The following is a 26,296-nucleotide window of genomic DNA, read 5'->3' as shown; positions in this document are numbered from 1 at the left end:
GGAAGGACCAAGCCTCGTCGGTGGCGGGGCCTTCCGATAGCCGAGTTTACCGCGAAGGTGAAGGGCGGCGCTGCCACCTCCGCAGCGTGGACGTGCGTGCCGCCGTTTCAGTCCTGCCGCTCGGGCCAGCCGCCTCCCGCCGCAAGGGCGTCGAGGATGTCCGACGTGTGTTCGCCGAGCCGGGGCGAGCGGTGGCCGAGCGCCAGCGGCGAGCGTGAGAAGGTGATCGGCGTGCGCAGGCCCGGAATGCCGTCCGGTTCGATCTTCATGCCGCGGGCGGCAAACTGCGGATCGGCGAAGACGTCGGCGACCGTGTTGATCGGCCCGGCCGGCACGCCCGCCGCCTCCAGTTCGGCGAGGAGCGCGTCGCGCTGCCATGTTTTCGTCCTCGCCGCCAGCAGGTCGTTGAGATCGGCGCGATGGCGCACCCGCGCGGCATTGGTGGCGAAGCGTGGGTCTTCGGCGAGCGCCGGCGCGCCGAGGACGGCGCAGACGCGCCGGAACTGGCCGTCATTGCCGCAGGCGATGATCAGGTGGCCGTCCGCGACGGCGAAGGTCTGGTAGGGCGCGATGTTCGGATGGACGTTGCCGAGCCGGCGCGGCGCGATGCCGGAGGCGAGATAGTTCATCGCCTGGTTGGCGAGGATGCCGGCCATGCAGTCGAACAATGCCATGTCGACCGACTGGCCGAGGCCGGTCTTCTCGCGCTCGATCAGCGCCGCCTCAATGGCGATGACACCGTAGAGGCCGGTATAGATGTCGGCGATCGCCACGCCGACCTTCTGCGGCTCGCCGGCCGGGTCGCCGGTGATGTCCATGATGCCGGCCATGCCCTGCACCATGAAGTCGTAGCCGGCGCGCGCCGCATAGGGCCCGTCCTGCCCGAAGCCGGTGATCGAACAGGTGATCAGACGCGGGTTGCGGCGGCGGAGCGCCTCGGCGTCGAGGCCGTATTTGACGAGGCCGCCGACCTTGAAGTTCTCGACGACGACATCGGCGCTGTCGGCGAGCCTCGTGACCAGCGCCTGACCTTCCTCCGTGGCGAAATCCGCCGTGATCGAGCGCTTGCCGCGGTTGCAGGCATGGAAATAGGCGGCCGCCTCCTCCCCGTCCGTCTCGATATAGGGCGGGCCCCAGCGCCGTGTGTCGTCACCCTCGGCGCTCTCGACCTTGATGACGTCGGCACCGAGATCGGCGAGCGTCTGGCCGATCCAGGGGCCCGCGAGAATGCGCGCGAGTTCGAGGACCTTCAGGCCTTTGAGGGGGGCATCGGACATGGGAGGCGGCGATCCTTGCATGGTGTGCTGACGGCGCGCACTATGCCGTCCGCGGCCGGGATCGGCAAATCGCCTTTCGGCATGGGGCGATCGCGAATGCGCATGGCGGGCGGTCCCCGTCTGGCGCGGAGCCTGCGCCATCACGACCGGGCGGCCTTTTTTCTTGACATTGACAGTCCGCTTTTGCTTTATGGGGCAAATGGATGCCTGAGCCTGACGGACTGTCGTGACATGCTGGTATGCAGCTGCAACTTCATCACCGAAAAAGAGATCGTCGACGTGATCAACGGTCTGCTCGACGAGGATTGCTGGCAGCTGATCGTGCCCGCCAAGGTCTATCATGCGATGGAGAAGCGCGGCCGTTGCTGCGGCTGCTTCCCGAACGTGGTCGACATCATCATCCGCACGACGGAAGCCTATCACACCCGGCGCGACTCGACGGAAGCCGAGATTTTTGATTTCATGTCCCGCCTGAAACGATTCCATGAAGACAACAGGAGAGCGGACATTGAAAGGCGACAAAAACGTCATCGAGCGGCTTAACGAGGCCCTCTTTCTGGAACTTGGCGCCGTCAACCAGTACTGGTTGCATTATCGTCTTCTCGACGACTGGGGCTTCAAGCAGCTCGCCAAGAAGGAGCGGGCCGAATCGATCGAGGAAATGCATCACGCCGACAGGCTGATCGACCGCATCATCTTCCTCGAAGGCCACCCCAACCTGCAGACCGTGGCGCCGCTGCGCATCGGCCAGAACGTGCAGGAGGTTCTGGAAGCGGATCTTGCCGGCGAGTATGACGCCCGCACGGCCTACAAGACATCGCGCGACATCTGTCACGACGCCGGCGACTATGTCAGCATGAAGCTCTTCGAGGAACTGCTGATCGACGAGGAAGGCCATATCGACTTCCTCGAGACCCAGATCGACCTCCTGAAGGCGATCGGCGTCGAGAAATACGGCCAGCTCAACGCCCTGCCGGCCAGCGAAGCCGAATAAGCCCGCAGCGACACGGTTGCGGACAGAAAAGGCCCCGGTGTCCGGGGCCTTTTTCGTAGAAGCCTTTTCGTCTGGCCCTTTTTCGTCTGGTCCTTGTCGTCGAGTGAGGCGCACCCTCACTTTGCCGGTGTCAATGGAAATTGCGGCCGCCGGGCATCACCCTGGCCGTCTTAGCGGCGGAGGGCAGAAGGGTGCCGTCCGCCGGCGCGCGGGGTGCTGTTTTCTTGCTGCGCTGATCGACGGCCGGGCGCAGCACCTCGTCGGCGCGGTCGCCGGCGCCGAAGCGGCGTGCCTCGCGATGCAGCAGGCCGAGCATCGCCGTCATGTCCTCGATGCGCCGGGCGACGAGGTGGATGACGCCGTTCTGCCGTTGCAGTTTTCCGGTGACGCTGACGAGCCGCGCCGCCATGATCTCGGGGCGAAAGCGCTGGAACACCTTCTGCCATACGATGGCATTGGCAATCCCCGTCTCGTCCTCGATCGTCATGAAGATCACGCCCTTGGCCGAGCCCGGCCGCTGGCGCACCAGCACCAGGCCGCAGACCGAGACGGTTGCGCCATCGGGCAGGACGGAAAGATCGCGCGTCGGCGCGATGCGGCGCCGGTCGAGTTCCTCGCGGAGGAAGGAGACGGGATGCGCCTTCAGCGACAGGGTCAGCGCCCGGTAGTCCTCGATCACCTCCTCGCCCGCCGGAATGGCCGGCAGTGCCACGGGCGGTTCGCGCTGCAGCCCGTCGCCGGCCCCGACGAAGAGCGGCAGGCTTTCGGCGGCCTGTCCGGCATCGAGGCCGCGCGCCTCCCAGAGCGCCGCGCGCCGGCCGGTGCCGATCGAGCCGAAGGCGTCGGCGTCGGCGAGCCGTTCGACGGTCGCGCGCGGCAAGCCGGAGCGCAGCCAGAGGTCGCGGACGGAGGCGTAGCCGTCGCCCCGCCTTTCGACCAGCCGGTCCACGGCCTCCCGTTTCAGGCCCTTGACCAGCCGGAAGCCGAGCCGGACGGCAAGGCGCGACCGGATCACGCCGCGCATGGAGGCATGGGCGGGGGCGATGCGGTCGGGATCGAAGCCGTCGCCGTCGGCTTCGAGCTGCGCGTCCCAGGTGGACCGGTTGACGTCGACCGGCAGCACGGCGATGCCGTGCTCGCGCAGGTCGCGGACGAGCTGTGCCGGCGGGTAGAAACCCATCGGCTGGGAGTTGAGCAGGGCCGCGCAGAAGATGTCCGGATAGAAGGTCTTGAACCAGGAAGAGGCATAGACGAGCAGGGCGAAGGAGGCGGCATGGCTCTCCGGAAAGCCGTATTCGCCGAAGCCCTCGATCTGGCTGAAGCAGCGCTCGGCGAAATCGCGCGGGTAGTTCTTCGCGACCATGCCCTCGACCATCTTCGTTCGGAAGCCGGACACCTGCCCGCTGCGCTTGAAGGTCGCCATGGCGCGGCGCAGGCGGTCCGCCTCGCCGGGGGAGAAGCCGCCGGCGGTGATGGCGATCTGCATCGCCTGCTCCTGGAAGAGCGGCACGCCGAGGGTTCGTTTCAGCACCTCTTCCAGTTCCGGGCTCGGATAGGCGATCGGCCTGCCCCGGCGCAGGTCCTCGCGCCGCTTCAGGTAGGGATGCACCATGTTGCCCTGGATCGGCCCCGGGCGGACGATGGCGACCTCGATGACGAGGTCGTAGAACTCGCGGGGCCTCAGCCGCGGCAGCATGCTCATCTGCGCCCGGCTCTCGATCTGGAAGACGCCGATCGTGTCGGCCCGGCAGATCATGTCGTAGACGGCGTCGCCGCTCCTTTCCGCCCGCATCAGGCCGTAGAGCGACTGGACGATGCCGTAGTGACGGTGCAGAAGGGAAAAGGCCCTGGCGAGGCAGGTCAGCATGCCGAGCGCCAGCACGTCGATCTTCAGGATGCCGACCGTGTCGAGGTCGTCCTTGTCCCATTCGACTATGAAGCGGTCGGCCATGCCCGTCTTCATGATCGGCACGACCTCGTCGAGCCGGTCGCGGGTGATGACTAAGCCGCCGGTGTGCTGGGACAGGTGCCGGGGAAAGCCGATCAGATCGCCGGCGCAGTCGAGCACCTTCCGCGTCGTCGCGTCCTTCATGTCGAGGCCTGCCGCCTTCGCCTGCTCGTCGGTCGGCGCCTCCGTCCACCAGCCCCAGATCGAGCCCGCCAGCGCGTCCTGCACGTCCTGCGACAGGCCGAAGGCGCTGGCGACCTCGCGGCCCGCCGAGCGGGCGCGGTAGGTGGTGACGGCGGCGGCAAGCCCGGCATGCTCGCGGCCATAGGTGTCGTAGATATACTTGATCACCTCCGGCCGCCGCTCATGCTCGAAATCGACGTCGATGTCGGGCGGCTCGTCGCGCTCGGCCGAGATGAAGCGGGCAAACAGCAGCGTGGTCTTCTGCGGATCGACCTCGGTGATGCCGAGGCAGAAGCAGACGGCGGAATTGGCGGCCGAACCGCGCCCCTGGCAGAGGATCCCTTGCGAGCGGGCAAACCGCATGATCCGGTGCACGGTGAGGAAATAGGCTTCGTAGCGCTTCTGCGCGATGATCGCGAGCTCCTCGGCGATCAGCGCCCGCACCTTCTCCGGAACGCCGCCGGGAAAGCGCGTCGCCGCCCCGGCATGGGTGAGGCGGGACAGGGTCTGCGCCACCGTCTCGCCGTCCCGGCTTTCGTCCGGATACTGGTAGCGCAGGTCCTCGAGCGAGAAGGAAAGCGGCGCGAAGAAACGCTCGGTCTGCGCCACCGCCTCCGGATGGTCGCGAAAGATCCTTGCGATTTCCGCCGGCGGCTTCAGGTGGCGCTCGGCATTGGCGAGAAGACGGTAGCCGGCTTCCGAAAGGCTCGAACGGGTGCGGATGGCGGTGACGACGTCGGCGAGGGCCTTCCGGCCGGGTTCGTGGAACAGCGGCCGGTTGGTGGCGACGGTGCGCACGCCGGCGCGGGCGGCGATCGCGGCGAGGGTGGCGAAGGAGAGCCGGTCGAGGCCGTCGTAACGCGGCGTCAGCGCAAGGTGGACGGCCTCGCCGAAACGGGCGGAAAGCCGGGCGAGCCAGCCCTCGAGGGCCGCGGCTTCGGCATCGGTCGTGACCGGGCCCGGCAGCACCGCCATCCTGAGGCCCGCGCCCCATTCGAGGAGGTCGGCCTCGTGGAGATGGCATGTCCCCTTTTCGGCGCGCAGGTTGCCGGCGCTGAGCAGGCGGCAGAGCCGGGCCCAGCCGGGCCGGTCCTCGGGGAAGGCCAGCATGTCCGGCGTGCCGTCGCAGAAGACGAGGCGGGCGCCGGGCTGGAGGCGAAACCCCTCGATCCTTGCCCGCGCATGGGCGCGCACCACGCCCGCGACCGTGTTGCGGTCGGCGATCCCGAGACCGGACAGGCCGAGCCTGGCTGCCGCGACCACCATTTCCTCCGGCTGCGAGGCCCCCTCGAGGAAGGAGAAGTTCGTCGCCGCGCCGATCTCGAAGACGCGTCCGCTCATGCGAAAAGACCATGCAGGAACCAGCGCGGCGGCTCGTCCCCGTCCCTGCCGTAAAGGCCCTGCCGGAACAGCCAGAAGCGGCGGCCGGCCTCGTCCTCGACCCTGAAATAGTCCCGCGCCGGAGCAGGGCCTGCCGCGTTCCACCATTCCGCCGTCAGCCGTTCGGGCCCTTCGGCCGCGCGCACGCGATGGACGGCGCGGCGCCAGCGGAACTGCCGGGGCGCGCCTTCGGGGATCTCGATCGCCGTCGCCTCGACCGGCTCGGGCCGTTCGAGCAGCCGCAGCGGCCGGTCGGCGCGCGGTCCTTCCGCCCCGGTGCGGCGCGGCGCCGCCGGCCGCTGGGCGTAAGGGGCGAAGCCGGCGGCCCGTTCGGGACAATGGCTCTCGGCGAAGACCGGCACGAGCAGGCCGTCGCGGCCGAAGCGGGCGAAGAGCCGGTCGGCAAAGGCGGCCAGCGCCGCCTCGCCGGCAGCGCCGCCGGCAAGATCCGCCTGCAGCCCGTCGAGACGCTCGGCCCGAAGCACCGAGAGGCGCAGGGTTTCGAAACCGAAGCCCGCATCGATGTCGTCATGGAGCGCCTGCAGCCGCTCGGCAAAGAGGCCAGCGATGCGCTCCGGCGCCCGGAGGGGAGCGGCCGTGCGGGTCTCGATGCGCAGGACGCGGCCGTCGACGCGGAACAGGGCGAGCTCGAACAGCCGTCCGCCCTCGCCGCGCCGGTCGAGGCGGACCTTCAGCCCTTCCGCCAGCCGCGCGGTGACGGCGAGAATGTCGTCCTCGCCGGTGACGGGATCGGCGAGGTGACGCTCGCAGGAGAGATCGGCCGCCGGCAGGCGCGGCGAGATCGGCTCGTCCTCGCGGCCGAGCGCCTGGTCGAGCCGCTTCAACGGCAGCGGACCGAACCGGCGCGCAAGCGGGGCGCGCTCTGCCCGCATCAGTTCGCCGACACGCTTCAGGCCGACCCGGGCGAGGGCCGCGACCGTATCGGCCGGCAGCCGGAGGGCCGCGACCGGCAGGGGCTCCAACACGCGCGCGCCGCCCTCGGGGGCGACGACGGGGCCGCCGCCATAGCGGGCGGCCGCCCAGGCGAGGCCGGGCGTGGCGGCGATGGCGGCACGCCCCTCGATGCCGAGATGGAACAGGCGGGAGAGGAGGTCGTCCAAGAGCGCCTTCTCGCTGCCATGCAGGTGGATGCAGCCGGTGACGTCGAGAGAGAGCCCGTCCGGCGCGTTGCTCGCCACCAGCGGTGTGTAGCGGCCGCACCAGTCGGCAATGCCGTTCAGCAGGGCCTGGTCGGCCGCCGGATCATGGGGCACGACCTCGATGTCCGGCCGGATCGCCCGCGCCTCGGCAAGCGCCTGGCCCGGCCGCAGCCCGGCGGCGCGCGCCGGATGGTCGAGGGCGGCGATGCGCATCGCGGTGCCGTCCTTCTCGGCGAAGACGACCGGCGGATGCTCAGGACGCCCGTCCAAAAGCCAGGACATGCCCCAGCGCCGGCGCGCCAGCCGGTTGGCGGCCAGCCAGGGCAGATGGAGCGAGACGATCCGCTGCGGCCGGGACGGGCCCGGAAACGGCAGGGCGGGCGGGCGAGGCGTCGTGGAAGCGGGGTTCATCGGCATTCCATTCGAGGGCGAAGGTGGGGGGAAAGGCAAGGCGGCTTTTTTCGAGCGTCACGGCGAAGGCCGGCGCGCCGAGGCTTTTGGGCAGGCTTCCGCCTCCGGGCAGGCGCCGGGGTGCCGCCGGAAGGGGAGCGACATGGAGGCGGAACCGGGCGCTGCTCGCCTCCTCAGCGCCGGCCTGGCGCAGCAAGAAGAGCGGCGCGCCGGCATCGCGCGCCTTCAGGTGAAGCCGGCGGCTTTCGGTCAGGCCGCAGGCCTTCGGATTGCCGCGCAGTTCGAGGACGACCGCGGCGAAGACCGGCGCGGCAAGGGCCGCCTCGGCGATGAAGAGGAGATCCTCCACCCTCCCGGCCACGGCGAGAAACAGGGCATGCGTGTCGATGCCGTAGGATTTCAGTCCTGACGGATGCGGCAGTCCCGCCTCGCGCAGGGCGAGGCTTTCGGCAATCCACAGCACGCTCCTTCCGGCCGTGCGTTTCTGGCAGAGGGCGGCGAGGGCAAGGGTAAAACCGGCCGCCGCGCCACTGCCGGCGGTATCGGCGCTGCGGATCTCCGTCAGGCCCTTCAGCGGCAATCCGCCCCCCGTCGCGGCGTCGAAGGCCGGAATATCGAGGGAAAGACGGTCGGTCGGCTGGTTCTCGGTCCAGGACGCCACGATGTCCCGCCCGTCCTGCCCTTCGTCCAGAAGATCCGTTCCCACAGGCGCGTCCCGGTTTTCGATCGCCGCGATGGTCTGCCGTAGCGCATGAAGTTCCGGCCGCTGCACGGCCTTTTTCGCCATGACGGGTCTTCCTCTGTCTTTGTTCGCTTTATGTTCTTATAGATTCCAGAGGTGCCGGGAAGAGTCAACGGCGGAATTCTATGAATTTATTCCTTGTTTATAAGCGCCTGAATTGTTTCCTCGAAATCGGCGGGTGAAATGGCTATATCAGGGGAAAAAGGAGTGGCTTTATGGCCCAGATGGACCAGACCGGGGATTGGCGCGAACGCCACGCCCCGACGATCAGCACGTTCGAATCCCTCGTCATCGAGGCCTATGGCAATCTGCCGGAGGAATTTCGCGCGCTGGCGAACGACCTTTCGATCGAGGTCACTGATTTTCCGACCGACGAGGTGTTCGAGGACATGGCGCTCGAAACGCCGTTCGACCTGCTCGGCCTGTTCGAGGGGCGCGGCATCGGCGAGCGCTTCAGCATGGAGACCGGCCAGCTGCCGAACCGGATCACGCTCTACCGCCGGCCGATCATCGACTACTGGGCCGAAAACGACGAGACGCTCGGCGACATCATCACCCATGTGCTGATCCACGAGATCGGCCACCATTTCGGCCTGTCGGACGAGGACATGGAGCGGATCGAGGCGAGCGCCGACCACGTTTCTCCGTGACGCCTCACTGCTCGGACAGTTTCATGTCCGGATGGTAGTCCTTGCCCTCGACCGTCTTCACCACCGCCTGGCCGCCCTGCATCTGGCCAGTGGCGCTGTTGAAGGCATAGGTCGGGGCGCCGTGCAGGTCCCAGCCATTGTTGAGCGCGGCGGTGACCTTGTGGCAGAACTGGGCGTCGTCGACGCCGGTGAGGAAACGGTAGAGTTTCACGGCATGTCCTTTCGTGCGGCCATCGCCGCCCGGGCGGCGGTCGCGGTCGCCTCCTCGAGATGTAGGCGCTCGACCATCCGTCCGGCAAGGTCGATCACGGCCTTTCCGGCATTTTCCGGCAGCGCGAAGGCGGAAACGATCGCCTGCGCCTCGGCAAGCCTCTGCGGATCGACGCCGAAATGGCGGTTGGCGGGGGCGATCTGGTCCGGATGGATCAGCATCTTGCCGTCGAAGCCCATCTCCGCCCCCTGCCGGCAGTCCGCCTCGAAGCCGTCTTTATCGGTGTGGGCGTTGAAGACGGCGTCGATCGCGTCGAGGCCGCTGCCGCGCGCGGCGAGCAGCACCTGCATCAGCCAGGGCACCAGATAGGTCCGGCCGGGCAGGGGCCGGACGCGCGTCTCCTTGCGCAGGTCGTTGAGGCCGACGACGAGGCAGTCGAGGCCGCCGCCGAAGGTGCGGCCGGCTTCCGCGATGGCGCCGGCATTGAGGACGCCGCGCGGCGTCTCGATCATCGCCCAGAGGCGCAGCGTGTCGCCGAGATCGTTCTCGGCTAGCCAGTCGGCGGCGGCCTGGACCGTGCCCGGGCTTTCCACCTTCGGCAGCAGCACGGCATCAGGCCTGCATTCGGCCATCAGCGCCAGATCGGCGGCGGCGGCCTCCGACCCCATCTCGTTGATGCGGATGATGCGCTCCTGCGGTCCCTTCGGCGTCGACGCGAAATGGGCGGCGAGCGCGGCGCGTGCCTCCCTCTTTCCCTCGATGGCGACCGAATCCTCCAGGTCGTAGATGACGGCGTCGCAGGAAAGCCCGGGCGCCTTGGCGAGCGCGCGCGGATTTATCGCGGGCACGCTCAGGACCGAACGGCGCAGGCGCTGGGGATGGTGGTCGAAGATCCGGCTCATGGCCCTTCTTGCCCGCAATCGCGCCGGCCGGCAAGCGTCCGCCCCTTGCAAGCCGACCCGCGCATCCACATATCGCCTGTGACAGAAAGGGAAGACCATGACCTCCATCCGCTCGTTCCTCATGACCGTCCTCGGCGTGACGATCGCTTTCGCCGCCTTCGTGCTGACGGCCTCGATCGGCCTGGCGCTTGCCGGCATCGCGCTCGTCGTGATGGTCGCCGGCACCGTCGCGGCGCGGCTGTCGCCGGGATCCGCCGCCGCGCCGGCCTATGTGCGCACCCGCGACGGGCGCCGGCCGGCCCGCGTCTGGAACGACGGCCGCGGCACGATCATCGACATGTAAGGCCCTGGCGCCTGGGCGGCCGCCGCACGTTCCGGCGATATTTTTCTTCATTTCGGGGCGAAACTGATCTAAATGCGGGGCAGAAACCCGCTGGATCGAAGGCCGCATCTCCATGGACAAGTTCGTCAAGCTCACGGGCGTCGCCGCCCCCCTGCCGGTCGTCAACATCGACACCGACATGATCATCCCGAAGGACTACCTGAAGACCATTAAGCGCACCGGCCTCGGTACGGGCCTCTTCGCCGAGGCCCGCTACAACGAGGACGGCACGCCGAACCCGGATTTCGTCCTCAACAAGCCCGCCTACCAGAATGCCAGGATCCTAGTCGCCGGCGACAATTTCGGCTGCGGCTCGTCGCGCGAGCATGCGCCCTGGGCGCTGCTCGACTTCGGCATCCGCTGCGTCATCTCGACGAGCTTCGCCGACATCTTCTACAACAACTGCTTCAAGAACGGCATCCTGCCGGTCGTCGTCAGCCCGGAAGACCTGGACAAGCTGATGGACGATGCCGGACGCGGTTCCAATGCCATCATCACCGTCGACCTCGAGGCCCAGGAGATCACCGGGCCGGACGGCGGCCGGATCTCCTTCGAGATCGATGCCTTCAAGCGCCACTGCCTGCTGAACGGCCTCGACGACATCGGCCTGACGCTGGAAAAGGTCGGCAGCATCGACACGTTCGAGAAGGCCAACGCCGCCGCCCGCCCCTGGGCGTGAGGGTGAAACCGTTCCTGCCCGGGCGTTACGAGGCGGTCGCCTTCGGCCTGCTCCTGTCGGGGACGATGTCCTTCATCGTCTCCGGCCTTTCGACGCTGCTCTCCTCGGGAGTGTCCGCCGACCTGCCGCTTCTCTGGCTCCGGGCCTGGTCGGCGTCCTGGATCGTCGCCTTCCCGACCGTCCTCGTCGTCGCGCCCTTCGTGCGCCGCACGCTCTCGCGGATCGTCATCCGCAGAGAGGGCTGACATGCGCCGGCTGATCTCCTCCGGCTCGCCCTTCGAGCGCACGGCCGGCTATTCCCGCGCCGTCGTCGAGGGAAACTGGTGCTTCGTCGCCGGCACGACCGGCTACGACTATGCGACGATGACCATGCCGGAGACTGTGGAGGCGCAGGCGCGCAACTGCCTGAAGACCATCGCCGCGGCGCTGGACGAGGCGGGGTTCTCGCTGAAGGACGTGGTGCGCGCCCGCACCCATGTCACGGAAGCAGGCTTCGCCGAGCGGGTCTTCCCGATCCTCGGCGAGGTCTTCGGCGACATCCGTCCGGCCGCGACCATGATCGTCTGCGGCCTCATCCGTCCGGAAATGCTGATCGAGATCGAGGTGACGGCGCTGCGCGGCTGAGGCGCCCGCATCTCAGCCCAGGCTGTCGAGCTTGGTCTGCAGGGCGCGCAACTGTTCCTTGAGCTCGTCGATGTCCTTGGCGCCGGCCTTGCGCGGTTCCTTCTGTTGCGGCGCCATGAAGGGCGAGAACATCTGCATCGCCTTGTGGAACATCTCGGTGTTGCGCTTCACCTGTTCCTCGACGAGCTGCAGCGGCGCCGTCAGGTTCTTCGTCAGCGGCGTGTCGCCGAAGGCGCGGTTGATCTGTTCCTTGATCTGCGCCTGCTGCTCGGTGAAGGCCTGCATCGAATGTTCGAGGTAGCTCGGCACGACCATCTGCATCTGGTCGCCGTAAAACGAGATCAGCTGGCGCAGGAAGGAGATCGGCAGCAGCGTGTTGCCGGTCTTGGATTCCTGCTCGAAGATGATCTGCGTCAGCACGGAATGGGTGATGTCGTCGCCGGACTTGGCGTCCTGGACGACGAAGTCCTCCCCCTTCTTCACCATCACGGCCAGATCGTCGAGCGTGACATAGGTGCTCGTGCCCGTGTTGTAGAGCCTCCGGTTCGCGTATTTCTTGATGATGATCTGGCCTTCGGTTTTTGCCATTCCAGGTCTCCTCTCACCTGTCATCCCGTTTTTATTATTGGAATTCAGAGTATCCGGAAAAAAGAGGTCCTGACAATGGACTTTGTGCGATGCGGCGACGGGCTGTGGACAGCCCGCCCGGCACGAAGGGCGGGGGGCACTTCAGGGCGTGCTGATATCCGTTTGACTTGGCCTCCAGGCTTTGCCAGTCTTCCGTTCCGAACGATAAATAGAGGAGAAACCCCATGAGCACCCCCTCCATCGTCATCGCGAGCGCGGCCAGGACGGCCGTCGGCGCGTTCAACGGCGCCTTTGCCAGCACGCAAGCGCATGAACTGGGCGCGGCCGTGATCCGGGGCGTGCTGGAGCGCGCGGGCGTCGAGGCGGCGGAGGTCGACGAGGTGATCCTCGGCCAGGTGCTGTCGGCCGGCGAGGGGCAGAACCCGGCGCGCCAGGCGGCGATCAAGGCCGGGGTACCGAAGGAGGCGACCGCCTGGGGGATGAACCAGCTCTGCGGCTCGGGCCTGCGCGCGGTTGCCCTCGGCATGCAGCAGATCGCTACCGGAGACGCCTCGATCGTCGTTGCGGGCGGCATGGAATCCATGTCGATGGCGCCCCATTGCGCCCATATGCGCGCCGGCGTGAAGATGGGCGACTTCAAGATGGTCGACACCATGATCAAGGACGGCCTGACCGACGCCTTCTACGGCTATCACATGGGGATCACGGCGGAAAACATCGCCCGCCAGTGGCAGCTGAGCCGCGACGAGCAGGACCAGTTCGCGCTCGCCTCGCAGAACAAGGCGGAAGCCGCGCAGAAGGCCGGCCGCTTCGCCGACGAGATCGTTCCCTTCGTCATCAAGGGCAGGAAGGGCGACACGACCGTCGACCAGGACGAATATATCCGCCACGGCGCGACGCTCGACAGCATGGCGAAGCTGCGCCCCGCCTTCGACAAGGAGGGCACCGTCACCGCCGCCAATGCCTCCGGCCTCAACGACGGCGCGGCGGCGACGCTGCTGATGAGCGAGGCGGAAGCGGCCAGGCGCGGCATCGCGCCGCTCGCCCGCATCGTCTCCTGGGCGACGGCCGGCGTCGACCCGCAGATCATGGGCACCGGGCCGATCCCCGCCTCGCGCAAGGCACTGGAAAAGGCCGGCTGGACCATCGACGACCTCGACCTCGTCGAGGCGAACGAGGCCTTCGCCGCCCAGGCCTGCGCCGTCAACAAGGATCTCGGCTGGGATCCGTCGATCGTCAACGTCAATGGCGGGGCGATCGCCATCGGCCATCCGATCGGCGCGTCCGGCGCGCGCGTCCTCAACACGCTGCTGTTCGAACTGAAGCGCCGCGGCGCCTCGAAGGGGCTGGCGACGCTCTGCATCGGCGGCGGCATGGGCGTCGCCATGTGCGTCGAGCGTCTCTGACGCTTCGTTCTTCCGTATCGTCAAGGACATGAACCATCCGGCGGGCATTCACCCGCCGGAAACGAGAAACCGACGCCGGCCGGCCGGCGTCCCATCCATCACCAGGGCAGGAACGACAGGGAGTGAGACATGGCAAGGGTGGCATTGGTCACGGGCGGATCGCGCGGCATCGGCGCGGCGATCTCGATCGCGCTCAAGGAGGCGGGCTACAGCGTCGCGGCGAACTATGCCGGCAATGACGAGGCGGCGAAGGCGTTCAGCGACGCGAACGGCATTCCGGTGTTCAAATGGGACGTCTCGGACTATGCCGCCTGCGCGGCCGGCATCCAGGCGGTCGAGGCGGCGCTCGGGCCGGTCGATGTGCTGGTCAACAATGCCGGCATCACCCGCGACGCCATGTTCCACAAGATGACGCCGGAACAGTGGGGCGCGGTCATCGGCACCAACCTGACCGGCCTCTTCAACATGACGCATCCGGTCTGGTCGGGGATGCGCGACCGCGGCTTCGGCCGGGTGATCAACATCTCCTCGATCAACGGCCAGAAAGGGCAGATGGGCCAGGCGAACTATTCGGCCGCCAAGGCCGGCGACCTCGGCTTCACCAAGGCGCTCGCCCAGGAGGGGGCGGCCAAGGGCATCACCGTCAACGCCATCTGCCCGGGCTATATCGGCACGGAAATGGTGCGCGCCATCCCGGAAAAAGTACTGAACGAGCGGATCATCCCGCAGATCCCGGTCGGCCGCCTCGGCGAGCCGGAGGAGGTGGCGCGCTGCGTCGTCTTCCTCGCCTCCGACGATGCCGGCTTCATCACCGGCTCGACGATCTCCGCCAATGGCGGCCAGTTCTTCGTCTGAGGCAAAGGTTAACGGTACCGGTCGCTACCGGTGCCGTTTTGTCCCGAAAGCGACGCACTCCTATGGTTAATGAATTGTTTTTCCACAAGATCCTGTGGTGAACAAAGCGCGAAACCGGCCGGGTCGGCGATTCGTCGCCGATTCGTTCCCGCTTTGGCGCAAGCGTTAACGCGCCTGGAGGTGGCGCATCGCCCCCGTTCCCGGCGGACGATGCGCGCGCCCCTCCCGCGTCAGCCTTTGCGGTGGGTCAAGCGTCACCGACGCATTCGACGGCATTTTTCCGCCCCGAACGGCATCGTGGTTAATAAATTCATAATATACTATATGTGGTATGGAACAAAAAGGGAAAGAGCGTCGGTCGGCGATTCGTCTTTGTTTCGTTCCCGGTTTGGTCAAGAGACGGATCGGGATTTTCTTTACTAATTCTTCACGATCACGGCCGTGCAACGGTTAATTTTTCTTAAACGGTCCAGAGTCTTGGATTCGGAATCTCAAGCGGCGGCTTACGCTGCGTGAGGCGAATCTCGCCGGATCCCGGCCTTTCCGGCATGGAGCGTTTGCCGATTCACGATGTGGTGGATGGTCCGCCGTCGAAATCCACATCTTGTGTAGAACAAAGAAGGAACAAGAATGCGTCAGCGATTCGTCGCCGATTCGTTCCGGCGCTGTTCTATTTCGAGACGCGGTGGCCGCTGCCACACTTTCCGGCCTCCGGGGCGCGAGAGGACGGGCCCCGCCCCTTGCCATATCGACCGGCGATGGGCATCTGTTGGCAAGGAGAGGACCGTGCCGCCGGCGCGCATGCGGGCTTCCCTCTCGCCGGCGTCCCTCCTGTCGGCAGGGGCATGAACCCGCACAGGCCTTGGAACGAACGAACGTGCCCCATCACCCCATGATCCTGAGCGGCCGCGGCGTCACCGCCGTCCTCGGGCCCACCAACACCGGCAAGACGCACTACGCGATCGAGCGCATGGTGGCGCACGAGTCCGGCATCATCGGCCTGCCGCTCAGGCTGCTCGCCCGCGAGGTCTATACCCGCCTGGTCGAGAAGGTCGGCGTCCACAACGTCGCGCTCGTTACCGGCGAGGAAAAGATCACGCCGCATCTCGCCCGCTATTCGGTCTGCACGGTCGAGGCGATGCCGCGCGAGACCCTTTCCGCCTTCGTCGCCATCGACGAGGTGCAGCTCGCCGGCGATCTCGAGCGCGGCCATATCTTCACCGACCGGCTGCTGCATCTGCGCGGGCGGGCGGAAACACTGCTGCTCGGTGCCGCGACCATGCGGCCGATCCTCGAACGGCTGCTGCCCGGCATCACCGTCGTCGAGCGGCCGCGCCTGTCGCAGCTTCTCTATGCCGGCTCGAAGAAGATCACCCGGCTGCCGCAGCGCTCCGCCATCGTCGCCTTCTCGGCCGACGAGGTCTATGCGATCGCCGAACTGATCCGCCGCCAGCGCGGCGGGGCCGCCGTCGTCCTCGGCGCGCTGTCGCCGCGCACGCGCAACGCCCAGGTCGCGCTCTACCAGGAAGGCGATGTCGAATATCTGGTCGCCACCGACGCGATCGGCATGGGCCTCAACCTCGACGTCGACCACGTCGCCTTCGCCCAGGACCGCAAGTTCGATGGCTACCAGTTCCGCAACCTCAATCCGGGTGAGCTCGCCCAGATCGCCGGCCGTGCCGGGCGGCACCTGCACGACGGCACCTTCGGTGTCACCTCGCGCGTCGAGCCCTTCGAGCCCGAGCTTGTGCACCGGATCGAGGCGCACCAGTTCGATCCGGTCCGGGTGCTGCAATGGCGCTCCAAGGCACTCGACTACACCTCGCTCGACGCGCTGCGCGCCAGCCTCGACGCGCCGCCCTCGGTCGCCGGGCTGACCCGGGCGCTTCCCTCCGTCGACCTGCAGGCCTTCGAGCATCTGGTGCGCTATCCGGAGGTGCGCGAGCTTGCCTCGACGCCCAAGCGAATCGAACGGCTCTGGGAGGCCTGCGCCCTGCCGGATTACCGCCGCATCGCGCCCGCCCAGCATGCCGACCTGATCCTGACGCTTTACACCGACCTCGTGAAACGGGGCACGGTGAACGAGAATTTCCTTGCCGAACAGGTCCATCGCGCCGATCGCACCGACGGCGAGATCGATACCTTGTCGGCGCGTATTGCCCAAATCCGAACTTGGACCTATGTGTCCAATCGACCGGGCTGGCTTGCCGATCCGACACACTGGCAGGAAAAGACGCGCGAAATCGAAGATCGCCTGTCCGACGCCCTGCATGAACGGTTGACGAAACGCTTTGTTGATCGCAGGACATCTGTCCTCATGAAGCGCCTGAGAGAGAATGCGATGCTTGAAGCTGAGATCAGTGTGAACGGTGACGTCTTCGTCGAGGGCCACCATGTCGGACAGCTCGCCGGCTTCCGGTTCTCGCTCGCAAACGGCACGGAAGGTCCCGACGCCCGCGCCGCCCTCGCCGCCGCCCAGAAGGCGCTGGCGCTCGAATTCGAGGCGCGCGCCGCGCGGCTGCACGCCTCGGGCAACGGCGATCTCGCGCTCGGCGCCGACGGCTATGTCCGCTGGCTCGGCGAGCCGGTGGCGCGCCTTGCCGCCAGCGACCATGTGATGCGCCCGCGCCTCATCGTGCTTGCCGACGAGCAGCTGCAGGGGGCTGCGCGCGACCACGTCGCCGCCCGCCTCGAGCGCTTCGTCAACCATCACATCTCCACCGTGCTGAAGCCGCTCGACGACCTTTCGCGCGCGGAGGATCTCGAGGGGCTCGCCAAGGGGCTCGCCTACCAGCTCGTCGAGAATCTCGGCGTGCTCTTCCGTCGCGACGTCGCCGAGGACGTGAAGTCGCTCGACCAGGAGGCGCGCGCCTCGATCCGCCGCCACGGCATCCGTTTCGGCGCCTACCACATCTTCATGCCGGCGCTGCTGAAGCCCGCGCCGGCGGAACTGATCACGCTGCTCTGGGCGCTGAAGAATGACGGGCTCGACAGGCCGGGCTATGGCGAGCTGATCCCGATGCTCGCCGCCGGCCGCACCTCGGTCGTCACCGATCCCGGTTTCGAGCGCGCCTTTTACAAGCTCGCCGGCTTCCGCTTCCTCGGCAAGCGCGCGGTACGCATCGACATCCTCGAACGGCTCGCCGACCTGATCCGTCCGCTGCTGCAGTGGAAGCCCGGCACCGGTGCGCGCCCCGACGGCGCCTATGACGGCCGCCGCTTCATGACGACGACCGGCATGCTGTCGATCCTCGGCGCGACCCCGGACGACATGGAGGAAATCCTCAAAGGACTCGGCTACCGCGCCGACAGCGTGAAGGCGGAGGAGGTCGCGGCCTTCCTCAAGCCGGAAGCGGACGCCGCGCCGGTGGCCGACGCCGCGCCCGCGGCTGATGCCGAAGCAGCGCCCGAAGCAGCGGTGGAGGCAGACGTTTCGGCCGAGCCCGAGCCCGAAGTCGTTGCTCCGGCGGACGGGGCCGTCGCGACGGAAGCGGCGCCGGGTGCCGAGGAGGCCGCGGCCGAGCCGGTGACGACCGCCGCAGACGGCGAGGCGCAGCCCTCGGCCGAGCCGGTCGAACCGAAGCCGGTCCTGCTCTGGCGTCCTGGCGGGCGCAACGACAATCCGCAGCGCAATGCCGGCCGTCCCCACCAGGGCAACAGGCGCCAAGGGCAGGGGCACGGGCAGGGGCAAGGGCAGCCGCGCGCGGGCCAGCCGGCAGCCGCCGCCGAAGCGGGCGCACGCGGCGAGGGTCGCGAGGAGCGACACGATCGGGGCGGGCGGCCGGACCAGCGCAACGACCGGCCGAAAGGCCGCGACGGAAAGCCGCAGCACGGCAAGCGCAACGATCGCGGCGAGCGCGACCCGAACCGGGGCGATCGGCCGGAGCGCGGCGAACGCTCCGAGCGTCCGGACCGCAAGGACAATCGCGGTGGCAAGCCCGCCCATTTCGAATCGCGTCCGCCGCGCGCCGAAAAGCCGGTCGATCCGGATTCCCCCTTCGCCAAGCTCGCCGCTCTCAAGGAGCGGATGAAGTCCTGACGCCGGCGATGGCCGACGACGCGCCGGGGCCTGCCGCCGTGCCGCGCCAGCGGCTCGACAAGTGGCTTTTCTTCGTCCGCATGGTCAAGTCGCGCTCGCTTGCGCAGAAGGCGATCGAGGCCGGCGACGTGCGGGTGAACGGCACGCGCGCGACCTCCGCCTCGTTCCAGGTGAAGATCGGCGACGAGGTCTCGGTGTCGCTGCGCGAGCGCGCGGTCCTGCTGCGCGTCCTGTCCGGCGGCACGCGGCGCGGCCCCTATCCCGAGGCGCGCCATCTCTACGAGGACCTGACGCCTCCGCCGGACGCGCCCGCTTCCGCCGGGGCCCTGCCGCATGCGTCGCGCGTGCCCGGTGCCGGACGCCCGGAGAAGAAGGAGCGGCGCGAGATCGCCCGCCTGCTCTCGCCGGCCTGGTGGCAGCAGGACGACTGAGGCTTTGCGTCAAAGGGCCTTGAGGCGCGCTATTCTTTCTTGCCAAGCACCGCCAAAGCCATTACCTCACGGTCGATATCGCGGGGCGGAGAATCGCTGACCGCAGGGCGGTAGCCGGCCGGACATCGATCGTTTCCTCCGGTTCGGGCGCGCCTTCCGAACGTGTGACCTGGAGTGCCTCATGACGTATGTCGTGACCGACAACTGCATTCAGTGCAAGTATACGGACTGTGTGGAGGTCTGCCCCGTCGATTGCTTCTACGAGGGCGAGAACTTCCTCGTCATCCATCCGGACGAATGCATCGATTGCGGCGTCTGCGAGCCGGAATGTCCGGCGAACGCCATCAAGCCGGACACCGAGCCGGGACTGGACAAGTGGCTGGCGATCAATGCGGAGTTCGCCGCCAAGTGGCCGAACATCACCGTCAAGCGCGACTCCCTTCCCGACGCCAAGGAGATGGACGGGGTCGACGGCAAGTACGAGAAATATTTCTCCGAGGCACCCGGCGAGGGCAGCTGACCCGCGCCGCCGCGGCCTCCGGCGCCATGCCGGACGCCCTGATCGATACCGGTCCTGCAAACCGGACGCGTCGCGCGCTGCTGCATCGCACCTGAAACGGGGCGGTGCGGGAGCCCTTTGGCGGTGTTGCAGCAAATTATTGATTTCGACAGTTTTTTGTGGTAGGTATAACACACTGATCCACTTTGCGGCGTCGCGCGCGCCCGAAACCATCACGAACGCGAAACTCTCAAGCACGGCTCCATCACCTCCGCAACGGGCCTTCCCCGTGACTGTCGCGACGGTTTCCGTGTTTTTTGTGTTCTCCTGGATGGACCAGACCGCAGAGAACCAGACGGTGTCCCGTCGATACCGGGCCGAACGGCCCGGCCCCCGTCCCCATCGGGGAGCGTAACAGGGAGTTTTTGAAACGAATGACGACCCAGCAGAAGAAATCCTCCAACCGCCACGGCTTCAAGACCGGTGAATCCATCGTCTATCCGGCGCATGGCGTCGGTCAGATCGTGGTCATCGAGGAACAGTTCGTCGCGGGCATGACGCTCGAGCTTTTTGTCATCGATTTCGAGAAGGACAAGATGCGTTTGAAGGTGCCGGTGGCCAAGGCGGTGTCGATCGGCATGCGCAAACTGTCGGAGAACGATTCCGTCGAGCGGGCGCTGAAGGTCGTGCAGGGCAAGGCACGGGTCAAGCGCACCATGTGGTCGCGCCGTGCGCAGGAATATGATGCCAAGATCAATTCCGGCGACCTGATCGCCATTGCCGAGGTCGTGCGCGACCTCTACCGCGCCGAGAACCAGCCGGAGCAGTCCTATTCCGAACGGCAGCTCTACGAGGCCGCCCTCGACCGGATGGCCCGCGAGATCGCCGCCGTCAACAAGATGTCGGAGACCGAGGCCGTTCGCCTCGTCGAGGCCAACCTGACGAAGAATCCGAAGCGCGGCAAGGCCGTCGAGGAGGACGAGTCCCAGGAAGAGGCCGCCTGAACCGGGCACGCGCCCGGCTCCTGTGTCCCGTCATGAAAATTTCAAGGCCCGATCTCCGGATCGGGCCTTTTTCTATGGAACCAATCTCCCCTTGCCGCGTTCCTGGATCGTCCCGTGTAAAGATCAAGGCGCGTTGCCTCTCTCTTTCGAAGGACTTTCTGGATGACGGCATCCGGTTCGCCTCCCCGGCGATCCTTCCGGCTGTGCGCATCGAATGGACGCACGGGGCCGTGCCGAGAGGGAGCAAGATGAGACAGGTTTCCGCAGACCGCCGCATGATCAAGGCCGCGATGGCCGCTCCCTATCTCGCCCGGGACGAGGAACAGGAACTTGCCAGGGCCTGGCGCGAAGCGAGCGACCAGAACGCCCGCAACAAGATCGCCATGGCCCACATGCGCCTCGTCGTCTCGATGGCGGTGAAATTCCGCAATTTCGGCCTGCCGATGGGCGACCTGATCCAGGAAGGCCATGTCGGTCTTCTGGAGGCGGCCGCGCGCTTCGAGCCGAGCCGCGACGTGCGCTTTTCCACCTATGCGACCTGGTGGATCCGCGCTTCGATGCAGGATTACGTGCTGCGCAACTGGTCGATCGTGCGCGGCGGCACAAGTTCGGCGCAGAAGGCGTTGTTCTTCAACCTCCGCCGGCTGCGGGCAAAGCTCGCCCAGGGCGACCGGCAACTGACCGCCCAGGCCGTGCACGAGGAAATCGCCGCCGCCCTCGGCGTCAGCCTCGCTGATGTGCAGACGATGGATGCGCGCCTCTCTGGAAGCGACACGTCGCTGCAGGCGCCGATCTCCTCGTCGGATTCCTCCGGCGGCGAGCGGCTCGACCTTCTGGCGAGCGAGGCCCCGCTTCCCGACGAGCAGGTCTCGATCCTCATCGACGAGGAGCGCCGCCGCGCCTGGCTCGACCATGCGATGACCAACCTCAACGAACGCGAGATGAAGATCATCCGCGCCCGCCGCCTTGCCGACACCGGCGCGACGCTCGAGGAACTCGGCGCCGATCTCGGCATCTCGAAGGAGCGCGTGCGGCAGATCGAGACACGCGCCATGGAAAAGCTGAAGGTCGCCCTGCTGGCCCAGGCTCCGGGGCTGGCCGTCGCGCACTGACGCGACGGCAACGCCTCATCCCCGGCCGACCAGCGGCATGCCCGTCGCCATGATGGTCATAGTGAGGATATTGACGTCGAGGGGCAGGGACGCCATCTGCACGACCGCCTCGCCGACATGGCGGACGGGCATCACAGGCTCGGCCGCCACCGTTCCGTTCGCCTGCAGCACCCCGGTCTGCATGCGCGCCGTCATCTCCGTTTCCGCGTTGCCGATGTCGATCTGGCCGCAGGCGATATCGAAGGCGCGACCGTCGAGCGCCGTCGATTTCGTCAGGCCGGTGATCGCATGCTTGGTGGCTGTATAGGGCGCGGAATGCGGCCGCGGCGTGGTCGCCGAGATCGATCCGTTGTTGATGATGCGGCCGCCGCGTGGAACCTGCGCCTTCATCAGCCGCATCGCCTGCTGGGTGCAGAGAAAGGCGCCGGTCAGGTTCGCGCCGACGATCGCGGTCCATTGCGCGAAGGTGATCTCTTCCATGGGCACCGGGGGGGCACCGATCCCGGCATTGTTGACCAGCAGGTCGAGCCGGCCGAAGCGCCGCCGGATCGCCTCGAACAGGGCGTCGACGGAGCCCGGATCGCCGACATCGGCGGGGATGGCCGTCACGCGGCCCTGATGGTCGGCACCGATCGCCCTCGCCGCCGCCTCGATCACCTCGACGCGCCTTCCGCTGACGACCACCTGCCAGCCGGCCGCCGCCAGCGCCCGGGCAATCTCCTTGCCGATCCCGCTTCCTCCGCCGGTGACCAGCGCGATCCGTTCCGCGTCTGCCATATCCTGATGCTCCCCTCAGGCATGTCTCGCGGGGCGGGCAGCGCTCTCGCGAAAGACATGCGTCCAAAACAAAGACCGGAAGCGCGGGGGCGAACGTCGAGGATCGCGGCACGCTCCCGTCGTCCGCGGTGTCAGCCCTTGCGGAAGATATAGTCGGTTTCCTGGCGCAGGACCTTGCCCGGCCTGAGCACGGCATCGGGGAAGTTCGGATGGTTGATCGCGTCCGGCCAGGTCTGCGTCTCCAGGCAGAATCCGGCGAAGGGTCCGTAGCGGCGGCCTTCGAGGCCCGGCACGGCGAGGTCCATCTTGAAGCCGGTGTAGAGATGCATGCCGGGTTCGCCGGTCCTGACCTCGAGCGTCACGCCGGAGGCATGGCTGCGGACGCGGGCCGCGAGGCGTTTCGGCGTCCGGGTCAGCGACAGGGGAAAGGTGTGGTCGTAGAGCACGCGGTCGCCTTCCGTCTGGCGTCGCAGCGGCGTCATCGACCGCAGGTCGAAGACGGTGCCTTCGACCGGCAGGACCTCTCCGGTCGGGATCTGCAGCGCGTCCGTCGGAATATAGTGATCGGCGGGGATCTCGATCTCGTGGTCGAGCGCGTCGGGCGCGCCGTCGAGATTGAAATAGCTGTGCTGGCAGATGTTGCAGGGGGTCGGCTTGTCGCTTTCCGAGTCGTAGGTGACGGAGAGCACGCCGCCGTCTTCGAGGCTGTAGGTGCAGGTCGTCGTGCAGGCGCCGGGATAGCCGGCCTGTCCGTCGGGGTCGGTCACCGTCAGCGTCACGGCATTGTCCGTCTGCGCGGCGATCGTCCAGTTGCGCCGGGCGATGCCGTTCTCGCCGCCATGGAGATGGGTGACGCCGTTCTCGTTCAGTTCGAGCTGGTAGGCCTTGCCGTCGATCGTGAAGCGGCCGCCGGCGATGCGGTTCGAGCAGCGTCCCGGCGTCGCGCCGAAATAGGGCGAATGGACGAGATAGTCTTCGAGGGTGTTGAGGCCGAGGACGAGCGGCGGGGCGTGGCCGTCGAGCCTCAGGTCCTGGATCACGGCGCCGAAGGTCAGTATCCTGGCGGTCAGGCCGCCGCCCCTCAATGTCAGCCGCTCGACGGTTTCGCCCGACGGCAGACGGCCGAAAACCGTGTTCCCTTCCCGCATGTCTTCCTCCCCGATGCGTTGCGGGCCGCACGCTAGCCGATAATGCGGCCGAGCGATATCGCGCGCCCGCAAAAATCGCCCGTGCCGCCCCGCCCTCAGCCGGTGCTGCCGATCGCCTGCGGATCATAGGGCGTGGTCTGGTAGATCTCGTTGATCCAGTTGCCGAAGAGCAGGTGGGCGTGGCTGCGCCAGCGGTTCTTCGGCGCCAGTTCCGGATCGTCATGCGGGAAATAATTGTGGGGAATGCGGATCGGCGTGCCGGCGTTCACGTCGCGGAAATACTCGTCCGACAGCGAGGTGGAGTCGTATTCGACGTGGTTGAAGACGTAGAGACGGTTGTAGGCGCGCTCGTGGATGAGGCAGAGGCCCATCTCGTCGGAGTCCATCAGGATCTCCAGGCCCGGCACCCGCTCGACATCGGCGCGCCTGACCTCGGTCCAGCGCGACACCGGCACCTCGAAATCGTCGGAAAAGCCGTTGAGGTAGACGGAGGCCGGGTTGAGATTGCGGTGGCGGTAGACGCCGAAGGCCTTGTGGTCGAGCGTGTATTTCGGCACGCCGTGGAAGTGATAGATCGCCGCCATCGCGCCCCAGCAGATGTTCAGCGTCGAATGGACGTTGGTCTTCGTCCATTCGAAGATCCTCTGCATCTCGCTCCAGTAGGTCACGTCCTCATAGGCGAGCGTCTCGATCGGCGCGCCGGTGATGATGAAGCCGTCGAACTTCTTCTCGCGCACCTCTTCCCATGTCTGGTAGAAGGCGAGCAGGTGTTCCTCGGAGGTGTTGCGCGCCTTGTGGCCGCCGATCCTCACCAGCGACAGGTCGACCTGCAGCGGCGAGGCGCCGACGAGGCGCGCCATCTGGATCTCGGTCTTGATCTTGTTCGGCATCAGGTTCAGGAGGCCGATCTGCAAGGGGCGGATGTCCTGACGGATGGCGGCCGTTTCCGTCATGACCCGCACGCCCTCGCTCACCAGCGTCTGGACGGCGGGCAGCGTATCGGGAATCTTGATGGGCATCGAAGCACTCGATCAAACAAAAAGCCGGCTCGCGAGGAATCGCTACCGGCCTTGCTTGCGCACGGCCCTTTAGCGACTTGTTTAACGTGGCTGCAAGCCGGCCGGCCAAATCACCACGGTGCGTGTCATAATCCCGGGCGCCGGCGAAATCAAGCGGCGCCTTTTCGACGCAGGCGTGCCCCTGTCTGGAGCAACGGAGGCGAAGGCCTATTCGGCGATGATCTTCACCCTGTCGCCTGGGCGGATCTGCGAGGTGACCTGCATCGCATTGATCAGGCGGAAGAGGTCGAGCTTGCGCTCGGTGCCGAGCATGCGCCCGGCAAGTGCCGCGATCGTCTCGCCCGGCTTGACCTCGACGACGCGCACGCGCAGCGGCTTCAGCGAGGCCGCCTCCTCGGGCGTCATGCGGCGGAAGCTCGCCTTCAGCACGGACGCGGTCGCCTCCAGCGCCGGCGATCCCTTCGGAACGGCCGTCAGGAAGCGGTAGATGCGCTGGTCGATGCGGATGACGGTGACGTCGAAATCCCAGCGGTCGGCGGTCGCCCGGGCGCTTGCCGCATCGAGGCCATTCAGCCTGAAGGCGCGGATGGTCTCCGGCTGCAGGCCGGTCACCCAGCCGCTGGCGATGTAGTCGGTCAGGCTGCGGTTCTTCGCATCCGCGACGCCGTCGAAGCGGATCGCCACGTCGTCCGGTCCGGTCGCGAGCACGGCTTCCGCCTTGTTGTCGATCTGGAATCCCGGCGGCACGTCGAAGCGGATTCCGAGCGTGCCGTGCAGGAAGGTCTGGCCGCGCACATAGCCTTCCTCCGGACTGTCGCCGTAAAGGAGGCCGTCGATGCCGGCGAGATAATAGTCCCGGCCGCGATCGCCGACCGTTCCCTCCGCGCCGAAGGCACGGGCGTGGCGGCGGGCGAGATCGACGCGCTGCGGCGCGTTCGGATGGCTCGACAGGAAGTCGAGGCTCATGTCGGCGTCGGGGTCGACGGAGGAAAAGCGGGCATAGGCGGCCATCGAATCGAGGAAGCGCGCCGCCGCATAGGGATCGTAGCCCGCCTCGCCGAGCATGCGCACGCCGATCACGTCGGCCTGGAGCTCCTGGTTGCGCGAGAAGGCGGCAAGGCGTAGCTTGCCGCGCGCCAGCGCCTGCTTGCCGGCGAGATCGCTGGAAAGCACCTCCGAGACGACGCGGCTGGCGATCACCTCGGCCTCCTCGCGCTGCTGGCGCTCGATGCCGTGATTGGCGGTGACATGGGCCATCTCGTGCGACAGCACCGCCGCCACTTCCGAGGCGTCGTTGGCAAGCGCCAGCAGGCCGCGCGTCACGTAGAGATAGCCGCCGGGGAGCGCGAAGGCATTGATCGCCGGCGAGTTGAGGATGGTGATGCGATAGGACTGCTGCGGGTTTTCCGAGACGGCGGTCAGCGCGCCGGCGATGCGGGCGACCAGCCGCTCGGTCTTGGCGTCCTTGTATTCGCCGCCATAGCTCGCGACGATGCGCGGGTGCTCGCGGGCGCCGAGCTGGGCGCGCGGATCCTTCTTCTGCACCTCCTCGACGATCTGCGGCGTGGCGGAGGGCGCGACCACCGGCTCGTAGGTCTGCTCGATCGCCGACTGGCAGCCGGCAAGGAGCGTGAGCACGGCCAGGCCCGCGACGGCGAACAAAGGCCGGGCCGTCCCGCGGATCCGGGTATCCCTGCGACCGATCATCCTCATCGCTGCCAAGCTCGCTTTCCGTTCCTTCGCGTCGCCGAAGGCCGCCCACTCTGCCAGAACGGCGGGAAGCGGAAGAAAATTCGGCATTTTTTACAACAATCTAACCACGGCGTCCGGCAAGGTGGCCGCTTTTCTCCTGTATCCTATTCGAAGGATCGTCTC

At 67.2% G+C, this 26,296-nt stretch carries 25 protein-coding genes and 1 riboswitch; of the genes, 14 read left to right on the top strand and 11 right to left on the bottom strand.

All coding sequences use genetic code 11. The features are described from left to right. Positions 1–107: 107 nt before the first annotated feature. The gene (locus tag ACEVQ6_RS10030; protein WP_374888818.1) at positions 108–1,277 is read right to left on the bottom strand and encodes a CaiB/BaiF CoA transferase family protein; all 1,170 of its coding nucleotides are present in this window, start codon (positions 1,275–1,277) and stop codon (positions 108–110) included. Positions 1,278–1,508: 231 nt separating this feature from the next. Between ACEVQ6_RS10030 and ACEVQ6_RS10025 the strand changes: the two genes are divergently transcribed. Then, a complete protein-coding gene (locus ACEVQ6_RS10025; RefSeq protein WP_374888907.1) occupies positions 1,509–1,820 on the top strand; it encodes a (2Fe-2S)-binding protein in 312 nt (103 codons plus the stop codon). Next, positions 1,786–2,271: a bacterioferritin gene (gene bfr / locus ACEVQ6_RS10020; protein ID WP_374888817.1), complete on the top strand. Its 486-nt coding sequence runs from the start codon at positions 1,786–1,788 to the stop codon at positions 2,269–2,271. Before ACEVQ6_RS10025 ends, bfr begins: the two co-directional genes overlap by 35 nt. A gap of 130 nt (positions 2,272–2,401) precedes the next feature. On the opposite strand, the gene ACEVQ6_RS10015 is transcribed toward bfr, so the two are convergent. The 3 genes from ACEVQ6_RS10015 to ACEVQ6_RS10005 are packed head-to-tail and all read right to left on the bottom strand — an operon-like array spanning position 2,402 to position 8,140. Then, a complete protein-coding gene (locus tag ACEVQ6_RS10015; RefSeq protein WP_374888816.1) occupies positions 2,402–5,743 on the bottom strand; it encodes an error-prone DNA polymerase in 3,342 nt (1,113 codons plus the stop codon). Continuing rightward, a complete protein-coding gene (locus ACEVQ6_RS10010; protein WP_374888815.1) occupies positions 5,740–7,224 on the bottom strand; it encodes a DUF6504 family protein in 1,485 nt (494 codons plus the stop codon). Before ACEVQ6_RS10010 ends, ACEVQ6_RS10015 begins: the two co-directional genes overlap by 4 nt. Next, entirely contained in the window at positions 7,196–8,140 is a 945-nt protein-coding gene (locus ACEVQ6_RS10005; protein ID WP_374888814.1) for an ImuA family protein, read from the bottom strand. Before ACEVQ6_RS10005 ends, ACEVQ6_RS10010 begins: the two co-directional genes overlap by 29 nt. Positions 8,141–8,310: 170 nt before the next feature. On the opposite strand from ACEVQ6_RS10005, the gene ACEVQ6_RS10000 reads away from it, so the two are divergent. Further along, positions 8,311–8,745: a metallopeptidase family protein gene (locus tag ACEVQ6_RS10000; RefSeq protein ID WP_374888812.1), complete on the top strand. Its 435-nt coding sequence runs from the start codon at positions 8,311–8,313 to the stop codon at positions 8,743–8,745. Positions 8,746–8,749: 4 nt separating this feature from the next. Here ACEVQ6_RS10000 and ACEVQ6_RS09995 read toward each other — a convergent pair whose 3' ends face one another. Both ACEVQ6_RS09995 and ACEVQ6_RS09990 read right to left on the bottom strand, forming a co-directional pair. After that, a complete protein-coding gene (locus ACEVQ6_RS09995) occupies positions 8,750–8,956 on the bottom strand; it encodes a DUF1737 domain-containing protein (protein WP_374888810.1) in 207 nt (68 codons plus the stop codon). Then, positions 8,953–9,858, bottom strand: a complete 906-nt coding sequence (locus ACEVQ6_RS09990; protein WP_374888808.1) for an HpcH/HpaI aldolase/citrate lyase family protein — start codon at positions 9,856–9,858, stop codon at positions 8,953–8,955. The genes ACEVQ6_RS09995 and ACEVQ6_RS09990 overlap by 4 nt, the downstream gene beginning before the upstream one ends. 97 nt (positions 9,859–9,955) lie before the next feature. On the opposite strand from ACEVQ6_RS09990, the gene ACEVQ6_RS09985 reads away from it, so the two are divergent. The 4 genes from ACEVQ6_RS09985 (at position 9,956) to ACEVQ6_RS09970 (ending at position 11,543) form a co-directional block, all read left to right on the top strand. Then, the gene (locus ACEVQ6_RS09985) at positions 9,956–10,201 is read left to right on the top strand and encodes a hypothetical protein (protein ID WP_374888806.1); all 246 of its coding nucleotides are present in this window, start codon (positions 9,956–9,958) and stop codon (positions 10,199–10,201) included. A gap of 112 nt (positions 10,202–10,313) precedes the next feature. Further along, positions 10,314–10,919 carry a 3-isopropylmalate dehydratase small subunit gene (leuD, locus tag ACEVQ6_RS09980; RefSeq protein ID WP_374888804.1) on the top strand — a complete coding sequence of 202 codons (606 nt, stop codon included), beginning with the start codon at positions 10,314–10,316 and terminating at the stop codon, positions 10,917–10,919. Positions 10,920–10,921: 2 nt separating this feature from the next. Then, positions 10,922–11,164 (top strand): DUF2798 domain-containing protein, encoded by a 243-nt coding sequence (locus tag ACEVQ6_RS09975; RefSeq protein ID WP_374888802.1) that lies wholly within the window; start codon positions 10,922–10,924, stop codon positions 11,162–11,164. Position 11,165: 1 nt separating this feature from the next. Next, the gene (locus tag ACEVQ6_RS09970; RefSeq protein ID WP_374888801.1) at positions 11,166–11,543 is read left to right on the top strand and encodes a RidA family protein; all 378 of its coding nucleotides are present in this window, start codon (positions 11,166–11,168) and stop codon (positions 11,541–11,543) included. 12 nt (positions 11,544–11,555) lie between these two features. On the opposite strand, the gene phaR is transcribed toward ACEVQ6_RS09970, so the two are convergent. Beyond that, positions 11,556–12,131: a polyhydroxyalkanoate synthesis repressor PhaR gene (phaR, locus tag ACEVQ6_RS09965; RefSeq protein WP_374888799.1), complete on the bottom strand. Its 576-nt coding sequence runs from the start codon at positions 12,129–12,131 to the stop codon at positions 11,556–11,558. 224 nt (positions 12,132–12,355) lie between these two features. Here phaR and ACEVQ6_RS09960 point away from each other — a divergent pair, with 224 nt between their 5' ends. The 7 genes from ACEVQ6_RS09960 to ACEVQ6_RS09930 all read left to right on the top strand — a co-directional run bounded on the left by ACEVQ6_RS09960 (position 12,356) and on the right by ACEVQ6_RS09930 (position 21,477). After that, on the top strand, positions 12,356–13,537 hold the full coding sequence (locus ACEVQ6_RS09960) for an acetyl-CoA C-acetyltransferase (protein WP_374888798.1): 1,182 nt from the start codon (positions 12,356–12,358) through the stop codon (positions 13,535–13,537). Positions 13,538–13,666: 129 nt separating this feature from the next. Continuing rightward, complete coding sequence (phbB, locus tag ACEVQ6_RS09955; RefSeq protein ID WP_374888797.1) at positions 13,667–14,392, top strand: beta-ketoacyl-ACP reductase; 726 nt, start codon at positions 13,667–13,669, stop codon at positions 14,390–14,392. A gap of 892 nt (positions 14,393–15,284) precedes the next feature. Continuing rightward, positions 15,285–18,431 (top strand): helicase-related protein, encoded by a 3,147-nt coding sequence (locus ACEVQ6_RS09950; protein ID WP_374888906.1) that lies wholly within the window; start codon positions 15,285–15,287, stop codon positions 18,429–18,431. An 8-nt stretch (positions 18,432–18,439) separates the two neighbouring features. Then, positions 18,440–18,862 carry an RNA-binding S4 domain-containing protein gene (locus ACEVQ6_RS09945; protein WP_374888796.1) on the top strand — a complete coding sequence of 141 codons (423 nt, stop codon included), beginning with the start codon at positions 18,440–18,442 and terminating at the stop codon, positions 18,860–18,862. A 181-nt stretch (positions 18,863–19,043) separates the two neighbouring features. Next, the gene (gene fdxA / locus ACEVQ6_RS09940) at positions 19,044–19,382 is read left to right on the top strand and encodes a ferredoxin FdxA (RefSeq protein WP_374888795.1); all 339 of its coding nucleotides are present in this window, start codon (positions 19,044–19,046) and stop codon (positions 19,380–19,382) included. Positions 19,383–19,795: 413 nt separating this feature from the next. Next, on the top strand, positions 19,796–20,365 hold the full coding sequence (locus ACEVQ6_RS09935) for a CarD family transcriptional regulator (RefSeq protein ID WP_374888794.1): 570 nt from the start codon (positions 19,796–19,798) through the stop codon (positions 20,363–20,365). A 248-nt stretch (positions 20,366–20,613) separates the two neighbouring features. Continuing rightward, a complete protein-coding gene (locus ACEVQ6_RS09930; RefSeq protein ID WP_374888793.1) occupies positions 20,614–21,477 on the top strand; it encodes an RNA polymerase factor sigma-32 in 864 nt (287 codons plus the stop codon). A gap of 15 nt (positions 21,478–21,492) precedes the next feature. On the opposite strand, the gene ACEVQ6_RS09925 is transcribed toward ACEVQ6_RS09930, so the two are convergent. The 4 genes from ACEVQ6_RS09925 to ACEVQ6_RS09910 all read right to left on the bottom strand — a co-directional run bounded on the left by ACEVQ6_RS09925 (position 21,493) and on the right by ACEVQ6_RS09910 (position 26,128). Continuing rightward, complete coding sequence (locus ACEVQ6_RS09925) at positions 21,493–22,254, bottom strand: SDR family oxidoreductase (RefSeq protein ID WP_374888792.1); 762 nt, start codon at positions 22,252–22,254, stop codon at positions 21,493–21,495. 131 nt (positions 22,255–22,385) lie between these two features. Next, positions 22,386–23,402 carry an aldose epimerase family protein gene (locus ACEVQ6_RS09920; RefSeq protein WP_374888791.1) on the bottom strand — a complete coding sequence of 339 codons (1,017 nt, stop codon included), beginning with the start codon at positions 23,400–23,402 and terminating at the stop codon, positions 22,386–22,388. A gap of 95 nt (positions 23,403–23,497) precedes the next feature. Further along, positions 23,498–24,421 carry a homoserine O-acetyltransferase MetA gene (gene metA / locus ACEVQ6_RS09915; protein ID WP_374888790.1) on the bottom strand — a complete coding sequence of 308 codons (924 nt, stop codon included), beginning with the start codon at positions 24,419–24,421 and terminating at the stop codon, positions 23,498–23,500. A 49-nt stretch (positions 24,422–24,470) separates the two neighbouring features. Then, positions 24,471–24,548, bottom strand: a riboswitch (SAM riboswitch). A gap of 80 nt (positions 24,549–24,628) precedes the next feature. Further along, a complete protein-coding gene (locus ACEVQ6_RS09910) occupies positions 24,629–26,128 on the bottom strand; it encodes a M48 family metalloprotease (protein ID WP_374888905.1) in 1,500 nt (499 codons plus the stop codon). Between the last annotated feature and the right edge of the window lie 168 nt (positions 26,129–26,296).

It is taken from the genome of Ensifer soli (assembly GCF_041928815.1).
Lineage (GTDB): Bacteria > Pseudomonadota > Alphaproteobacteria > Rhizobiales > Rhizobiaceae > JBHFEI01.
This window is presented reverse-complemented; position numbering and strand designations above follow the sequence as displayed.

Bases quoted from the DNA above. Each gene is read 5' to 3' on its own strand.
- ACEVQ6_RS09960 (WP_374888798.1), top strand. From the start codon at position 12,356: ATGAGCACCCCCTCCATCGTCATCGCGAGCGCGGCCAGGACGGCCGTC.
- phaR (WP_374888799.1), bottom strand. From the start codon at position 12,131: ATGGCAAAAACCGAAGGCCAGATCATCATCAAGAAATACGCGAACCGG.
- ACEVQ6_RS10030 (WP_374888818.1), bottom strand. From the start codon at position 1,277: ATGTCCGATGCCCCCCTCAAAGGCCTGAAGGTCCTCGAACTCGCGCGC.
- ACEVQ6_RS09970 (WP_374888801.1), top strand. From the start codon at position 11,166: ATGCGCCGGCTGATCTCCTCCGGCTCGCCCTTCGAGCGCACGGCCGGC.
- ACEVQ6_RS09985 (WP_374888806.1), top strand. From the start codon at position 9,956: ATGACCTCCATCCGCTCGTTCCTCATGACCGTCCTCGGCGTGACGATC.
- metA (WP_374888790.1), bottom strand. From the start codon at position 24,421: ATGCCCATCAAGATTCCCGATACGCTGCCCGCCGTCCAGACGCTGGTG.
- ACEVQ6_RS10015 (WP_374888816.1), bottom strand. From the start codon at position 5,743: ATGAGCGGACGCGTCTTCGAGATCGGCGCGGCGACGAACTTCTCCTTC.
- ACEVQ6_RS09925 (WP_374888792.1), bottom strand. From the start codon at position 22,254: ATGGCAGACGCGGAACGGATCGCGCTGGTCACCGGCGGAGGAAGCGGG.
- ACEVQ6_RS10000 (WP_374888812.1), top strand. From the start codon at position 8,311: ATGGCCCAGATGGACCAGACCGGGGATTGGCGCGAACGCCACGCCCCG.
- leuD (WP_374888804.1), top strand. From the start codon at position 10,314: ATGGACAAGTTCGTCAAGCTCACGGGCGTCGCCGCCCCCCTGCCGGTC.
- ACEVQ6_RS10025 (WP_374888907.1), top strand. From the start codon at position 1,509: ATGCTGGTATGCAGCTGCAACTTCATCACCGAAAAAGAGATCGTCGAC.
- ACEVQ6_RS09950 (WP_374888906.1), top strand. From the start codon at position 15,285: ATGATCCTGAGCGGCCGCGGCGTCACCGCCGTCCTCGGGCCCACCAAC.
- ACEVQ6_RS09910 (WP_374888905.1), bottom strand. From the start codon at position 26,128: ATGATCGGTCGCAGGGATACCCGGATCCGCGGGACGGCCCGGCCTTTG.
- ACEVQ6_RS09935 (WP_374888794.1), top strand. From the start codon at position 19,796: ATGACGACCCAGCAGAAGAAATCCTCCAACCGCCACGGCTTCAAGACC.
- phbB (WP_374888797.1), top strand. From the start codon at position 13,667: ATGGCAAGGGTGGCATTGGTCACGGGCGGATCGCGCGGCATCGGCGCG.
- ACEVQ6_RS09990 (WP_374888808.1), bottom strand. From the start codon at position 9,858: ATGAGCCGGATCTTCGACCACCATCCCCAGCGCCTGCGCCGTTCGGTC.
- fdxA (WP_374888795.1), top strand. From the start codon at position 19,044: ATGACGTATGTCGTGACCGACAACTGCATTCAGTGCAAGTATACGGAC.
- ACEVQ6_RS09920 (WP_374888791.1), bottom strand. From the start codon at position 23,402: ATGCGGGAAGGGAACACGGTTTTCGGCCGTCTGCCGTCGGGCGAAACC.
- ACEVQ6_RS10010 (WP_374888815.1), bottom strand. From the start codon at position 7,224: ATGTCCTGGCTTTTGGACGGGCGTCCTGAGCATCCGCCGGTCGTCTTC.
- ACEVQ6_RS09930 (WP_374888793.1), top strand. From the start codon at position 20,614: ATGAGACAGGTTTCCGCAGACCGCCGCATGATCAAGGCCGCGATGGCC.
- ACEVQ6_RS10005 (WP_374888814.1), bottom strand. From the start codon at position 8,140: ATGGCGAAAAAGGCCGTGCAGCGGCCGGAACTTCATGCGCTACGGCAG.
- ACEVQ6_RS09945 (WP_374888796.1), top strand. From the start codon at position 18,440: ATGGCCGACGACGCGCCGGGGCCTGCCGCCGTGCCGCGCCAGCGGCTC.